Origin of the sequence: Aeromonas schubertii (genome assembly GCF_000820105.1) — a bacterium.
Taxonomy (GTDB): Bacteria; Pseudomonadota; Gammaproteobacteria; order Enterobacterales; family Aeromonadaceae; genus Aeromonas; species Aeromonas schubertii.
The window spans coordinates 1-15,393 of the sequence record NZ_CDDB01000108.1; the positions used below are offsets into that span (position 1 = coordinate 1).

The window sequence follows — 15,393 nt, forward strand, 5'->3', positions numbered from 1 at the left end:
CCACACAGATACGCTCGCCTGACACAGCGCGCGACACAGTGGTAGTAAGGCGTATCCGCCAGGCTCACCTGGCTACGACGAGGCAGAGGCATCACACACCTCCCGCTTCAACAAACATCCATCAACTGTAGAGCCGGACTCCCAATAACCCCAAACAACGATGGGTGTCCATGTTAATTCATTGCCAAACAAAGATGGGTGTCCATGTTAATTAATTGATTAATTCCAAACAAAGATGGGTGTCCATGTTAATTGATTAATTATAATTATTGGAGAAAAAATGAATATAGATCTAATCAGTCCCGATCTCTTTGGCAATGATGCTGGAGAAGATGAAATACCTGAGGTGTTAAATAGCTATTTTTTAGAAAAAAGAGAACATGCAGCGTTCTTTAATGAAAACCATCGACTATCTTTTGTTCGGTCAAGAAAAGGGGTCGGTAAGTCGACTCTGCTAAGAGAAGCCATGTTTAGACGAGAAAGAATGTCGCAGGGGGAAATTCTTCTTTATGTCAAAGCATCAGACTTAGTTGCCTTTCAGAACGTTGACTCTTCTACACCTGGCGCTTTAATCCATGGTTGGCAGCAACGCATATGCTCAAGAATAAATTTCGAACTGGGAAGTACACTTAAGGTTGCTCTCAGTGATGACAAAATGAGTCTCATCGAGCAAGCAGAACTGTCTGGATTTAGAGGGAGAAACCTTGTTGGAAGTTTATTAGACCGAATGAGGATCAAGGTCAAAGACGTAGAGATTCATAGAGAAAGAATAACTTCCAAAAATCCAGAGTCACTTTTGCAACGAGTTATGGAAAACAATGTAAGAGTGTGGATATTTATTGATGATGTAGACGCCACATTCTTAAATAGTGAAGATGAGCGCCTTAGAGCCAGTACGTTCTTTAGCGCATGTAGAAATTTGTGCAACAGTGTTTCTGGCCTTAATATAAGAGCGTCCGTGAGAACAGATGTTTGGACGATTTTATCCCAATATGATGAAGCATTAGATAAATGCGAGCAATACATGCTGGATTTAAAATGGTCAACAAAAGACTCGGCTGAGATATTAGAAAATAAAATAAAAAGCTATTTTGATAGAACATATTCCCCAGCAAAAACCGCAGAACTTGTCAAACAGTTGCCAAGAATATCAAACTTAGTATTTAAAGAACCATGGCCATGGGGGAAAGCAAGATATGAAGCCGTTAGACCAATACATATTTTAAGCGCAGGAAGACCACGATGGGCATCTCAACTTTGTCGGCTAGCAGGAAAGGAGGCATACAACACCCGCAAAGAATTAATATATTTTGGAGATGTAAGCAAAGTACTGACAAAATATGGACAGGCAAGATTAGGTGATTTATACAAAGAGCATCGACATCAGTGCGTAAAAATGGAGAACATTATTGAGTCGTTTTCCGGAGGAGAACGACGATATACTACTTCAGAACTCATCCAGCACATCGAAACCCATATACTTGATAAGTATGGCGAACTTGTCATTGATGGGTTAACAAATATCGATGGCTCACTAGGGGTAGCTCATTTCATATACAGGATAGGTTTTATTACAGCTAGGGACCAATCTGTCAACGGGCCATTAGAATTTGTAAGTTTTGAAGACAGACCTAATTTGCTAAGCAGTTTTGAGAATTTAGATGATGGCCTAGATTGGGAAATACATCCAGCATACCGAGCAATATTGAGAATAAAGTAAGGAATCGCCCCCAACAAAACATCAATATTTACAGTTCTGGTAATCACCTGATATCAGTCTCAAACCGGTTTCTCGTTTACGCTATTTTAGAACGCACTTCCTTCGTGATAAATTTCAGACCCTTTTTGAACATGCTGTAGGGGATTAGCCCCCGTCGACGTTCGTCCGCCTTTAAAAACAAAAATCCCCCGCCTTTGCAAAAGACGGGGGATTTTTTTATTGGCTTAGCCCACCAAAAACGCCCTTAACCGCTCAAACTCCGCCGGCAGAGTGACCGACAACAGCGGCAGCTCGGCGTGTTTGGCGAGCGGCCCCGGCAGGGGCACATCGAGACCCAGGATCTCGTCCACGCTCTCTTTGAACTTGGCCGGGTGGGCGGTGCAGAGGAACACCCCCACTTCGTCCTCTTTCAGCTCGCTTTGCAGGGCGTCCCAGGCGATGGCGCCGTGCGGCTCGCACAGATACCCCTCGGCGTGCAGGCGCTTGAGGGCATCGACCGTCTGCTCATCGCTGCGCATGGCAGAGCTCAGGGTCTCCAGGGCCCAACCCATGCGGCGACACAGCTCTTCGACCCGCGGCCAGTTGTTGGGGCGACTCACGTCCATGGCATTCGACAGGGTCGCCACCGTCTGGTGCGGCTCCCACACGCCGGTCTTGAGGTAACGGGGCACGGTATCGTTGGCGTTGGTGGCGGCGATAAAGCGCTTCACCGGCAGCCCCAGCGCCTTGGCAATCAGGCCGGCGGTGAGGTTGCCGAAGTTGCCCGACGGCACGCTCACCACGGCGTTGGCGCGCTCGGCTTTGGGCAGCTGGGCGATGGCCTCGAAGTAGTAGCAGACCTGGGCCAGCAGGCGGCTGATGTTGATGGAGTTGGCCGAGTTGAGGCCAATGGCTTTTTTCAGCGCCTCGTCATCGAAGGATTGCTTGACCAGGGCCTGGCAGGCGTCGAAGTCGCCCTCGATGGCGATGGTGCGGATATTGCCGCCCAGGGTGCAGAAGAGCTTCTCTTGCAGCGGGCTTATCTTGCCCTTGGGATAGAGGATCACCACCTCGATCCCCGCCAGCCCATAGAAGGCGTGGGCCACGGCGGCGCCGGTGTCGCCCGAGGTGGCGGTGAGTATGGTTATCTTCTCATCGGTGCGAAACGCCGCCAGACACTGGGCCATGAAGCGGCCGCCGAAGTCCTTGAAGGCCAGGGTCGGGCCGTGGAACAGCTCCAGGGCGTGGATGCGATCGCTGACCTTGGCGAGCGGCGCCGGGAAGGTGAAGGCGGATTCGACCATCTGGCGCAGGGTCGCCTCGCTCACCTCGTCACCGAGCAGATGGCCGAGCAGGCGGATGGAGCGCTCGCGCAGGGGCAGGTCGAGCAGGGCGTCGACGTCCTCCAGGGGCGAGATCACCTCGGGGAAGAAGAGCCCCTGACCGCGTCCCAGCCCCTGGCGCACGGCCTGGGCAAAACTCACCTGTTCACTGTTGTCCTTGATGTTGTACAGATTCATAGCTCGCTTCCTGTGATCCGTGCCCCTTGCAGGTCGAGTTTGCAGACACGGGCAAAACCATCTTCATTTTTGACGAAATTGAGTTCCAGCCAGCGCTTGAGGCGCTCGGCCTGGGCGGCATCTTTCATGACCGAGAACAGGGTCGGGCCCGAGCCCGAGATGCCGGTCGCCAGGGCTCCGTTCTGGGCGGCGTGATCGCGCACCTCGTTAAAGCCTTCGATCAGCGCCGCGCGGTAGGGCTCGGCAATCACATCCTTGAGCACGCTGGCGGCCAGGGGCTCCTGGCCGGTGTAGCTGGCGTGCACGAAGGCGGCCAGGCGACGGCCGAAGGTGAGGCAGTCCTGGCGGCGATACTGGGCCGGCAGGATGGCGCGCGCCGCGGCGGTCGACACCACTGTGCCCGGGTAGCAGACCACCCAGTACCACTCGTCGAAGGCCGGAATGCCCTGGCTGATGATGCCCGCCTCCTCGACGATAAGCTGCATGCCACCGAGATAACAGGGGGCGACGTTGTCGTAGTGGACCGAGCCCGAGATGCGCCCCTCCATCTCCCCCATCAGCAGTAGCAGTGCCTCTTCGCCGAGGGGATGGCCGTGAAAGGCGTTGAGCCCTTCCAGCGCCGCCACCACGCTGCAGGCGCTCGAGCCAAGCCCCGAGCCCACCGGCAGGTTTTTCTCCAGCACCATGTGCAGGGGCTTGAGGGCGAGCCCCTGTTTTTGCAGCGCATCCCCATAGCCGACCCAGCAGTCGTAGAGGATGTTCTTTTTCGGATCATCGGGGAGCTTGTGGGCAAAGCGCCCGACGGCGGCGAGGGAGAAGGGGGCGTCCCCCGCCTCGACCAGCACCCGATCGCCGAGCAGGGAGCCATCGATGGGGGCCAGGGCCGCCCCCAGCACGTCGAAGCCGACGCTCAGGTTGGCGCTCGATGCCGGCGCATAGGCCACCACGCTGTCGCGCATGTCTGCACTCATCATCAGATCTCCTGCTGCCAGTTCTGGGTGCGCAGTATGTCGGCAAACACCCCGGCGGCGGTCACGTCCGCCCCCGCACCATAGCCGCGCAGCACCAGGGGGATGGGCTGGTAGTAGCTCGAGAAGAAGGCGAGCGCGTTCTCACCGTCCTTGACCTTGAAGAGCGGCTCGTCCGGGCCGACCGCCTTGATGGCGACCTTGCACTTGCCCCCCTCGATGGAGCCCACGTAACGCAGCACCTTGCCCTCGGTCTGGGCCGCGGCGAACTGGTCGCGGAACCAGCCGTCAGCCTCGGGCAGGCGGGCCATGAAGGAGTCCACATCGCCGCTCACATCGAAGCCGGGCGGCAGGGCCTGCTCGACCTGCACATCGGCAAGCTCGAGGGGCATGCCGGCCTCGCGGGCCAGAATGAGCAGCTTGCGCGCCACGTCCATGCCGTTCAAGTCATCGCGCGGATCCGGCTCGGTGAAGCCGTTGCCACGGGCGATCTTGGTCGCCTCGCTAAAGGCCATGCCCTCGTCGAGCTTGCCGAAGATAAAGGAGAGCGAGCCGGACAGTATGCCGTCGAAGGCGCGCAGGCGATCGCCCGCCTTGATGAGGTTTTGCAGGTTCTCGATGACCGGCAGGCCGGCGCCCACGTTGGTCTCGTAGAGGAACTTGCGGCGGGTCTGTTGGGCGGTGCGGCGCAGGGCCTTGTAGTAATCCATGGAGCCGGTGTTGGCCTTCTTGTTCGGGGTCACCACGTGGAAACCGGCGGCCAGGAAGTCGGCGTATTGGGCGGCCACGGCTTCGCTCGAGGTGCAGTCGACGATCACCGGGTTGATGATGTGGCTCTCTTCCACCAGGCGCTTGACCTCTTCCAGGGTGAAGCTGCCACGCCCCTCGGCGAGCTGGGCCTTCCAGTTGTCGAGCTTGAGGCCATCGGGGCAGCTCACCATCTGGCGGCTGTTGGCCAGCGCCACGACGCGCAGGCCTATGCCCTGCTCGGCCAGCACCGGCTGCTGGCGGCGGATCTGCTCGACCAGGGCCTCGCCGACGCCGCCCACGCCAACCATGAAGAGATCGATAAACTGCTGGCTGCCGAAGAAGTTCTGGTGGCAGGCCTTGATGGCCTCGGCCACCTTGCCGGCGCGCACCACGGCGGAGATGGAGCGCTCGCTCGAGCCCTGGGCGATGGCGACGATGTTGATGGAGGCCTGGGCCAGGGAGGTAAAGAAGCGCGCCGCCATGCCTTTGCTGGTGCGCATGCCGTCACCGATCAGCGAGATGATGGCCAGGTTGCTCACCACCTCGAGGGGCTCGAGCAGCTGGTTTTTGAACTCCAGCGCGAACTCGCGCTCGAGCACCTTGCGGGTCTTCTCCTCGTCGTAGCTGTGGATACAGAAGCTGACGCTGTACTCGGAGGATGACTGGGTGATGAGCACTATGCTGACCCCGGCGCGCGAGACGGCGGCGAAGATGCGGCCGGCCATGCCGACCATGCCCTTCATGCCGGGGCCGGAGACGTTGAACATGCTCATGCCCGAGAGATCCGAGATGGCTTTGACCTTGAGGCCATCGTCACCGCTGTCGGGGCCGATCAGGGTGCCGGGGCCCTGGGGATTGAAGCTGTTTTTAATCAGGCACGGGATCTGGAACTGGGCCACCGGGGCGACGGTTTTCGGGTGCAGCACCTTGGCGCCGAAGTAAGAGAGCTCCATCGCCTCCTTGTAGGAGAGGGTTTTCAGCAGGTAGGCGTCCGGCACCAGGCGCGGATCACAGCTGTAGCAGCCCTCCACGTCGGTCCAGATCTCGCAGCACTCGGCGTCGACGCAGGCGGCCAGCACGGCGGCCGAGTAGTCGGAGCCGTTGCGACCGAGCAGCACAGTCTCGCCCTTGTCGTTGCCGCCGGTGAAGCCCGGCATCAGGTAGAAGCGCTGGTTATCGAGCCCGGCCGCGGCAAAGCGCTGGCGGGAGGCCTCGATGTTGACGTGGGCCTCGAGGAAGTTGCCGTCGGTCACCAGCAGCTGCTCGGGGCAGATGAAGCCGGTCTCGATGCCGCGCGCCTGCAAGAGGCCGGTCATGAAGGCGATGGAGAGGTTCTCGCCACGGCTCAGGATACGGGCCTGGACGTTGTCCGGGCACTGACCGAGCAGGGCGATGCCGCGCATCATGCGCTCGACACTGCCGAGCTCCTCGTCCAGACGGGCCTTGAGGCTGGCGTCATCCAGCGCCGGGCAGGCGCTCTTGAGGCCGGCCAGTACCCGCTCGAAGATGGCGCGGATATCGCTCAGGGTTTGGCTCGCGTCCATGCCGCGGCTGGTCTGCTCGACCAGGGCCACCAGGTGGTTGGTCACCTTGGCCGGGGCCGACAGTACCAGGGCCACCTGGGACTGGCTATGGGTGTTAATGGCGATTTCGGCGGCCCGCAGGAAACGCTCGGGATCCGCCAGACTGGACCCACCAAACTTCAACACTCGCATCTCTTCTCTCCCTGTAATTTGCCTAACAAAAAGGCCCGTACTGGGTGGTACGGGCCTTTTGGTGATGTTTGAACCTGTTTCGTTCGCGTATCAGCCGACCCCAGCGCCACCCATGGTGGTACCGGTAGTAATAATGGTGGTGGTGATACGTTGACGCTGAGCCATGAACGACATCTCTGAATCGAAAGTGCTTTTAGCAATACCCCGAGGGGCCTTGGGCTGTCAACTCAATCTTTCAGACCGAGGCGACGGGCGAGGTCTTTGCACAAGAGGTGGAGCATGTTGAGATCCCGCTGGGGCAGCATGGGAATCCGGTCCATCGCCCATTGATGCAGTTTTTCATCCTGCGAAACACCCAGTTCACCGAGTAACCCGGAGGTGGTCCCCTTGAGCACCCTGACCTGGGCCTCGCTCACCGCCTCGTCGGCGGGCGCCTCGGGGGCGTCGAGCAGGGGGCTGAGCTCCCAGGCATACAGCATGATCGCCTGGCCGAGGTTGAGCGAGGGGTAGCTGACCCGAAGCGGCAGATAGCTGATGAGATCGCAGTGGCCGAGCTGCTCATTGGAGAGCCCCGACTCCTCACAACCAAACACGATGGCGACTTTTTCCAGCTTTTTCGCGGCAATTTGTTCGCGAATTTGCGCCGGGGTCAGGTAGTGCTGGTAGCGACCACGCTGGCGGGCCGTGGTGGCGATGGCGAGATCCACGTCGGAGAGGGCCGCCTCCAGGGTGTCGAACGATTCGGCCGAGGCGAGCACCTCCTGGGCGCCGTGGGCCACCCAGCTCGCCTGCTCGGCCTCGTGGGCCTGGCTTGCGACGATGCGCATGGCGTCGAAGCCCATGGTCTTGATGGCGCGGGCGGCGGCGCCGACATTCTCGGGACGGGCCGGCGACACCAGCACAAAATAGAGCTTCATGGGGGATTCCTCTCGGGCAAACAGGGGGCGAAATCTACCGTTTCCGCCACAAAAATGCCACTTGAACAGCCGTTTGAACCTTGCCATAGTGGCCAAAAAAGCCACAAGGAAGGTGATGAATGAAACCGACTCTGGAGCAGGAGGTCGCAAGGACCATACTGCAGCGCTTCGAGGCCTTCTACAGCCGCTTTCTCGAGATCACCCGCGGCGCCAAGAGCCGCTTCGAGCATTGCGACTGGCTCGGGGTGCAGCTCGCCGGGCGTGAGCGGATCCGCCTCTACGACTATCACGTGGGGGCCACCGCCGCCTCTATCCGCCAGATGATGGGGGAGCACCACGTCAATCAGGAGCTGCTCAAGCGGGTCAAGGGGGCCTTTAGCGATCTACTGCCAGGCTGCGAGAACTTCGAGGTGGCCGAGTCGTTTTTCAACTCCGTCTACCGGCGCATCTTCCGCCATCGCAACATCAAGGACGAGAACCTCTACATTCACCGCTTCCTCTCCCGGGGCGACAATCCGGATCTCTCCCGCCTGCTGCGTCGCTACCAGAGCGATGCCACCGCCCTGCCGGCCACCCTGGACCAGATCTTGAGCGACTTTCGCTTCACCCTCCCCTATGAGGACAGCCGGCGCGACATCATGGATATCTGCCGCCACCTGGCCGAGAGCGGACCGGCCCTGCTGCAGGAGCGCCCCTTCACCCTGGAGCTGCTGCGCGAGCCCTTCTTTCGCAACAAGGCGGCCTATCTGGTGGGACTGGTGCGCTGCGACGGCCAGGTGCTCCCCTTCCTGCTGCCCCTGCTCAACAGCGGCGAGGCGATCAGCGTCGACACCGTCATCTTCGAGCCCGATATCGCCTCCATCGTGTTTGGCTTCGCCCGCGCCTATTTCATGGTCTATGCCCCGGCGCCGGCCCTCTATGTGGCCTTCTTGCGCCAGATCCTCCCCAACAAGGCGGACTACGAGATCTACAACGCCATCGGCTGCCAGAAGCACGGCAAGACAGAGCTCTATCGCCACTACCTGCAACACCTGGCCCAGAGCCGGGAGCAGTTCATCATCGCCCCCGGCATCAAGGGGATGGTGATGAGCGTGTTTACCCTCCCCTCCTACGACGTGGTGTTCAAGGTGATCAAAGACGAGTTCACCCCCCCCAAGGAGGTGAGCCACGAGCAGGTCAAAGAGAAGTACCGGCTGGTCAAGCAGCACGACCGGGTCGGGCGCATGGCCGACACCCAGGAGTTCACCAACTTCGAGTTTCCCCTCGAGCGCATTCACCCGGATCTTCTGGCCGAGCTGCAGAAGGTGGCGCCCTCGGCGCTGACCCTCACCCGCGACAAGCTGGTGATCCGCCACCTCTACACAGAGCGCAAGATGATCCCGCTCAACCTCTACCTGGATCAGGCAGACGAGCAGCAGACCCGGCTGGCCCTGGAGGAGTACGGCAACGCCATCAAGCAGTTGGCGGCGGCCAACATCTTCCCCGGCGACATGCTGTTTAAAAACTTCGGGGTAACCCGTCACGGCCGGGTGGTCTTCTATGACTACGACGAGATTTGCTACATGACCGAGTGCAACTTCCGTCAGATCCCGCCGCCTCGCTACCCCGAGGATGAGCTGTGCGCCGAGCCCTGGTATTCGGTGGGGCCGAGCGACATCTTCCCCGAGGAGTTCGCCACCTTCCTGCTGCAAAAACCCCAGGTGCGCGAGATCATGCTGGCCCTGCACAAGGAGATGTTCGAGGCGAGCTTCTGGCAGGAGCAGCAGCGACGCATCCGCGACGGCCACATTGAGGATGTCTTTCCCTATCGGCGCAAAAAACGCTTCAAGTATCAAAGGGGTGGTTAAAGAGAGTCTCTTTCGATACCCTCGATAACCGATGAGGGGGTGGCCCCTCCCACGCTTGCGAGGGCACCATGGGGATCACCAGAGAGGGGCGTCAACACGCCCCCGTCTCCTTCTCTCTTTTCATCACCCTGACCTTTGCCCTGTTACTGGGCATCCTCATCACCCTGCTCGCCTTTCAGGCCTATCAGGAGGCGATCAGGATGGCCCTCTCCCAGCAGAAGCAGGAGCTGCGCCACGTGCGTGACCGGGTGCAGGGCGCCATGGATGAGGAGAGGGCCAACTCGGCCGCCCTGCTGCGGATGATCGGCAACGACCCGCTGCAGGACAAGCAGAGCTGGGCACAGCGACGCAGCTTTCTGCCCCTGTGGCGCAAGATCCTGATCCTGCGACCCTCCATCGAGGGGCTCTTCATGCAGTGGCAAGACGGGGATCTCTTCACCCTAAGCCGGATAGACAGGCCCGCGCAGCCCCCTCACTGGCTGTTGACCGAGGTAGAGAGCGATGGCGCCACCCAGACCCGCATCCTGTTCGACGATGATCTCAATGAGCTGAGCCGCGAGCAGGGGCCCATCACGACCCCCCGCCTGGGTGCACGCCTGTTTGCCCGGCTGCAACAGAGCCAGCAGCCCCTCTCCCTGCCCCTCAACAAGCAAAACGACAAGATAGATGCCACCCTGGCCACCCTGATGGCGACCCGCAACGGTGAGGCCGTCATGGGGTTGGGATCCGGCCTGGCCGTGATGCGCCGCGCCCTGGAGCAGGCCTATGGGGATCTCGATGGCAACCTGCTGGTGATAGATACCCGCCAGCTGCGGCTCATCTATGGCAACCACTTGCCTGCAGGGACCCTCAAGGAGGGGGAGGCCCCGCCACTGGCCAGCCTCCCCTCGCCGCTGCTGCAGCAACTGGCCCGGGAGCTGGCCAGACCCGGCGCCCTGGGCCACCCGCTCAACCGGGTGACCCTGCCCGACGGCCAGGAGTGGCGTCTTCACGACATCAACACCGAGGATAACGAGGTGAGTGTGCTGCTGGCCTACCCCATGGACAGGCTGGAGCAAAAGGCCAACCGGGTCGCCCTCACCTTCACCCTGCCCCTGCTGCTCTACTTCCTGCTGGCCCTGCCCTGCATCTGGTGGTGCGCCCGCCGCATCAGTCGTCCCCTGCAAGGGCTCACCGCCGAGCTGGGAGCGCTCGGCCAGTTCCGTCTCGATGCCGCCCCCCTGGCGCGCTATCCCATCACAGAGCTCGATGCCCTGAGCGTCACCATCACCCGTCTCAAGGATGCCCTGCGTCACTTCATCAACATCGGCGAGGCGATGGCCAGCCGTCCCAGCTTCGAGGCGCTGTTGCAGCAACTGCTGGACGAGTCGTGCCAGGTACTGCAGGCCAGAGGAGGCGCCATCGCCCTCCAGGAAGAGAGCGGCTTTCGTATCCTGACCGGACGCTGGGAGGCGCAGATCATCACGGCGCCTGACGAGACCTTCACCCTGACCCAGGAGGAGATCCTCTCCTCCACCGAGGGGCGCCTCCTTCCCCCAAGCGAGGCCCAGTGGCAACGGCTGCGCTTTCTGGTCCCGGATCCGGGTCCCTGCCTGCTGGCCATGGAGCCCCTCAAGGACCACCTGGGCAACTGGGCGGGCGTGATGATCTTCGTCCTGCCCGATACCGACACGGAGCGGTTGCATGCGGGACTCAACTTGCTGCGAGCCCTGGCCGGCAACACCGGCTCGGCCCTCCTGACCCAGCGCCTGATCCACGAGCAGAAGGCCCTGCTCGATGCCCTGGTGCAACTGGTGGCCGGCGCCGTCGACGCCAAGAGCCCCCACACGGGAGGCCACTGTCGCCGCGTCCCCGAGCTGGCCATGGCCCTGGCCCGGGCCGCCAGCGAGAGCCGGCAAGGGGAGCTGGCCACCTTCCGCCCCGGCCCCAGGGAGTGGGAGGCCATCGAGCTGGCCAGCTGGCTGCACGACTGCGGCAAGATAACGACCCCGGAGTATGTGATGGACAAGTCCACCAAGCTCGAGACCCTGCACAACCGGATCCACGAGGTGCGTACCCGCTTCGAGGTACTCAAGCGCGATGCCCTGATCACCGCCCTGGAGGGGGGGCTCGACGCCTCCCGGACGGCGGCGGCCCGCCGGGAAGTGGCGCAGCAGTGGCGGCAGCTGGATGAGGAGTTTGCCTTCGTCGCCCGCTGCAACCTGGGACAGGAGCGGATGGATGAGACCGCCATCGCCCGCCTCGGGGAGATCGCCGGGCGCAGCTGGCTGCGCACCCTGGACGACCGGCTGGGGCTGTCGGATGAGGAGCTCTCGCGCCATCCCCCGCCCCACCCCCTGCCGGTGCGCGAGCCCCTGCTGGCGGACCGGCCCGAACAGCGCATCCCCTATGAGGTGCCTGCGGTGCGCGATCCTCGCTTCGCCCTGCAGCCACCGCCCTGGCTCTATGACAGGGGGGAGCTGCACAACCTCACCATAGGCGCCGGGACCCTGACCCGGGAGGAGCGCTACAAGATTAACGAGCACATCATCCAGACCATTCGGATGCTCGAGGCCCTCCCCTTCCCGCAACACCTCAAGGGTGTACCCGCCATGGCGGGCGGGCATCACGAACGGATGGATGGCCGTGGTTACCCCTGCGCCGTGCCGGCGGGCGAGCTGGACCTGTGTACCCGTATCATCGCCCTGGCCGATGTGTTCGAGGCGCTCACCGCCAGCGATCGTCCCTACAAGCAACCCAAGAGCCTGAGTCAGGCCCTCACTATCATGCAGGGCATGGTGAAGGGGGGACATTTAGACCCGACCCTGTTTGCCCTCTTCGTGCGAAGCGGCCTGTGGCGGGAATATGGCAGGCGCTACCTCTCTGCGGCGCAGCAGGATGAGGTGGATACGCGGGCCCTGTTGGAGGAGGAGAGTGCGACAGCCAGCGTCGCGTGAGGGGAAAAACGAAGGGCCGCGACGGCGGCCCTTGAGGGTGGCTTACCTGGCTGCGCCCCGGCTTTCGAAGGTGAGCAGCACGGCGCCGTCGGCACTCTTGAGCTCGAGACGATCACCGGCGACGGCATAGCCCTTCACCTGACCCAGCTTGCCGAAGAACTCCCCTTCCCGGGCCGAGAGATCGCCTTCGACGCACATCATGCGAGTCGCCCCGACCGGGCCCAGGGTGAGGGTGCTGGCATCGATCTGCTCGATGGCCCCGAAGTAGCGGTTACAACCGCCACGCCCGGCCAGGCGGTCACCGGCCACCTGCAGGGTGAAGGTATCGCCCTTGGCACCAGCCAGTTGCCACTGCTGGCTCTTGAACTGCTCCATGCTGTTGCCACTGTTCACGCTGCATCCCCCCAGGACCAGGGCGGCCATCAGAACCAAACGGTTTGTCATCGTCTTCTCTCTCGCTGTGGATGGTGGCCCATTTGAAGCGAAGCTGACTGCCTTGTCAAATTGGCCAAACTGAACAAAAAAGAGACTGATGTAGAGATTAGACCAGTAAAATGCTGTGATTTTTCACGAAATCAATATAATTGCCGAATCTGTGTGCCAGGGCACACTCGATTGAACGAAAAATGGCTAGATTGCTCTCTTGGGATGAGAATCCTGCAAGATCGCAGCAACTTCGCCGAGGATAAGCGAATATGGCCCAAAAACACCGCATTCTCGTGCTCAACGGTCCGAACCTGAATCTGCTGGGCAAGCGGGAGCCGGGTATCTACGGTAGCCAAACCCTGGCCGACATCGTCGCCGATCTGCAGCAGCAGGCCGACACCCTGGGGGTCGAGCTCGAACACCTGCAGTCCAACGCCGAGAGCGAGTTGATCGGGGCCATTCATCAGGCCATGGGCCGGGTCGACTTTATCGTCATCAATCCCGCCGCCTTCACCCACACCAGCGTCGCCCTGCGCGATGCCCTGCTGGGGGTGGCCATCCCCTTTATCGAGGTGCACCTGTCCAATGTCCATGCACGGGAGCCCTTTCGCCACCACTCCTACCTCTCCGATGTCGCCAAGGGCGTCATCTGTGGGCTGGGAGCGGCCGGCTACGAATTTGCCTTAACCGCGGCCGTGCGTCATCTGCGCGCCGCATAATCTTTCACGCACAGACAAAAGAAGAAAGAGAATGCTAATGGATATCCGCAAGATCAAGAAACTGATTGAACTGGTTGAAGAGTCCGGCATCGCTGAGCTGGAGATCTCCGAAGGTGAAGAGTCCGTGCGCATCAGCCGCAACTTCGGCGGCCAGGTGACTGCCGCCCCGCAGATGATGATGCCGCAGATGGCCGCTCCGGTCGCTCAGGTTGCCGCCGCTCCGGTGGCTGCCGCCCCGGCTGCCGACGCCACCCCGAGTGGCCACCTGGTCCGCTCCCCCATGGTCGGCACCTTCTACCGATCCTCCAGCCCGGAGGCCAAGGCCTTCGTGGAAGTGGGTCAGCAGGTCAATGCCGGCGATACCCTGTGCATCGTCGAAGCCATGAAGATGATGAACCAGATCGAGTCTGACAAGAGCGGCGTGATCAAGGCCATCCTGATCGAGAACGGCCAGCCCGTGGAGTTTGACGAACCGCTGTTCATCATCGAATAAGGGACGTCACATGCTCGATAAAGTCGTCATCGCCAACCGGGGCGAAATCGCCCTGCGCATCCTGCGCGCCTGCAAGGAGCTCGGGATCAAGACGGTCGCCGTGCACTCCACCGCCGACCGCGAGCTCAAGCACGTGCTGCTGGCCGATGAGTCCATCTGCATCGGCAAGCCGGCCAGTACCGACTCCTACCTCAATATCCCGGCCATCATAGCCGCGGCCGAGGTGACCGGTGCCGTCGCCATTCACCCGGGCTACGGCTTTCTCTCCGAGAACGCCGACTTTGCCGAGATGGTGGAAAAATCCGGCTTCATCTTCATCGGTCCGCGCGCCGACACCATCCGTCTGATGGGGGACAAGGTCTCCGCCATCGATGCGATGAAGAAGGCGGGCGTCCCCTGCGTGCCGGGCTCCGACGGTCCGGTCGAGAACGACGCCAAGCGTAACGCCGCCATCGCCAAGCGCATCGGTTACCCGGTGATCATCAAGGCCGCCGGTGGCGGCGGTGGTCGTGGCATGCGCGTGGTGCGCAGCGAGGCCGAGCTGGCGGGCGCCATCGCCCTGACCAAGTCCGAGGCCGGTCAGTTCTTCAAGAACGACATGGTCTACATGGAGAAGTTCCTCGAGAACCCGCGCCACATCGAGATCCAGGTACTGGCCGACGGCCAGGGCAACGCCATCTACCTGGGTGAGCGTGACTGCTCCATGCAGCGCCGTCACCAGAAGGTGGTGGAAGAGGCGCCGGCACCGGGCATCACCGAAGAGATGCGTCGCAACATCGGCGAACGCTGTGTGCGCGCCTGTATCGAGATCGGTTACCGCGGCGCGGGCACCTTCGAGTTCCTCTACGAGAACGGCGAGTTCTACTTCATCGAGATGAACACCCGTATCCAGGTAGAGCACCCGGTCACCGAGCAGATCACCGGTGTGGATCTCATCAAGGAGCAGCTGCGCATCGCCGCCGGCCAGCCCCTGTCGATCACCCAGCAGGACATCCGTATCCGTGGCCACGCCATCGAGTGCCGGATCAATGCCGAGGATCCGGCCACCTTCCTGCCCTCCCCGGGTCTGATCCAGCGCTTCCACGCGCCGGGTGGTCTGGGCGTGCGTTGGGACTCCCACATCTATGCGGGATACAAGGTACCCCCCTACTACGATTCGATGATCGGCAAGCTTATCTGCTTTGGCGAGAACCGTGACGTCGCCATCTCCCGCATGCGCCAGGCCCTCGACGAGCTGGTGGTGGAGGGGATCAAGACCAACGTCCCGCTGCAAAAAGAGATCATGAAGGACGAGAACTTCCAGCACGGTGGCACCAACATCCACTACCTGCACAAGAAGTTGGGTCTGTAAGGACCCCCTGCAAAAAGGGCCGTGGCGACACGGTAATGCCGATCAGTTAAGG

General features: G+C 61.1%; 11 protein-coding genes. 6 read left to right on the top strand and 5 right to left on the bottom strand.

From position 1 onward, the window contains the following. Positions 1 to 280: 280 nt before the first annotated feature. Complete coding sequence (locus BN1133_RS20220; protein WP_153006755.1) at positions 281 to 1,720, top strand: P-loop ATPase, Sll1717 family; 1,440 nt, start codon at positions 281 to 283, stop codon at positions 1,718 to 1,720. Positions 1,721 to 1,944: 224 nt separating this feature from the next. Here BN1133_RS20220 and thrC read toward each other — a convergent pair whose 3' ends face one another. The 4 genes from thrC to BN1133_RS18805 form a co-directional block, all read right to left on the bottom strand. Next, entirely contained in the window at positions 1,945 to 3,219 is a 1,275-nt protein-coding gene (gene thrC / locus BN1133_RS18790; protein WP_050667976.1) for a threonine synthase, read from the bottom strand. Then, the gene (gene thrB, locus BN1133_RS18795) at positions 3,216 to 4,190 is read right to left on the bottom strand and encodes a homoserine kinase (protein WP_050667985.1); all 975 of its coding nucleotides are present in this window, start codon (positions 4,188 to 4,190) and stop codon (positions 3,216 to 3,218) included. The genes thrC and thrB overlap by 4 nt, the downstream gene beginning before the upstream one ends. 2 nt (positions 4,191 to 4,192) lie before the next feature. Then, on the bottom strand, positions 4,193 to 6,652 hold the full coding sequence (gene thrA, locus BN1133_RS18800; RefSeq protein ID WP_050667977.1) for a bifunctional aspartate kinase/homoserine dehydrogenase I: 2,460 nt from the start codon (positions 6,650 to 6,652) through the stop codon (positions 4,193 to 4,195). Between the two features lie 227 nt (positions 6,653 to 6,879). After that, positions 6,880 to 7,569, bottom strand: coding sequence for a tRNA/rRNA methyltransferase (locus BN1133_RS18805; RefSeq protein ID WP_050667978.1), 690 nt, complete (start codon positions 7,567 to 7,569; stop codon positions 6,880 to 6,882). Positions 7,570 to 7,688: 119 nt separating this feature from the next. On the opposite strand from BN1133_RS18805, the gene aceK reads away from it, so the two are divergent. Both aceK and BN1133_RS18815 read left to right on the top strand, forming a co-directional pair. After that, the gene (gene aceK / locus BN1133_RS18810) at positions 7,689 to 9,416 is read left to right on the top strand and encodes a bifunctional isocitrate dehydrogenase kinase/phosphatase (protein WP_050667979.1); all 1,728 of its coding nucleotides are present in this window, start codon (positions 7,689 to 7,691) and stop codon (positions 9,414 to 9,416) included. Positions 9,417 to 9,484: 68 nt separating this feature from the next. Then, positions 9,485 to 12,352: an HD domain-containing phosphohydrolase gene (locus BN1133_RS18815; protein ID WP_050667980.1), complete on the top strand. Its 2,868-nt coding sequence runs from the start codon at positions 9,485 to 9,487 to the stop codon at positions 12,350 to 12,352. A gap of 42 nt (positions 12,353 to 12,394) precedes the next feature. On the opposite strand, the gene BN1133_RS18820 is transcribed toward BN1133_RS18815, so the two are convergent. After that, positions 12,395 to 12,796, bottom strand: coding sequence for an META domain-containing protein (locus BN1133_RS18820; RefSeq protein WP_050667981.1), 402 nt, complete (start codon positions 12,794 to 12,796; stop codon positions 12,395 to 12,397). A 251-nt stretch (positions 12,797 to 13,047) separates the two neighbouring features. Here BN1133_RS18820 and aroQ point away from each other — a divergent pair, with 251 nt between their 5' ends. From aroQ to accC, 3 genes are read left to right on the top strand one after another with little or no spacing between them, the layout of a single operon-like run. Then, positions 13,048 to 13,497 (top strand): type II 3-dehydroquinate dehydratase, encoded by a 450-nt coding sequence (gene aroQ, locus BN1133_RS18825; protein ID WP_050667982.1) that lies wholly within the window; start codon positions 13,048 to 13,050, stop codon positions 13,495 to 13,497. Between the two features lie 37 nt (positions 13,498 to 13,534). Then, positions 13,535 to 13,990: an acetyl-CoA carboxylase biotin carboxyl carrier protein gene (gene accB, locus BN1133_RS18830; protein ID WP_050667983.1), complete on the top strand. Its 456-nt coding sequence runs from the start codon at positions 13,535 to 13,537 to the stop codon at positions 13,988 to 13,990. Positions 13,991 to 14,000: 10 nt separating this feature from the next. After that, positions 14,001 to 15,341, top strand: a complete 1,341-nt coding sequence (accC, locus tag BN1133_RS18835) for an acetyl-CoA carboxylase biotin carboxylase subunit (protein WP_050667984.1) — start codon at positions 14,001 to 14,003, stop codon at positions 15,339 to 15,341. Positions 15,342 to 15,393 lie beyond the last annotated feature (52 nt).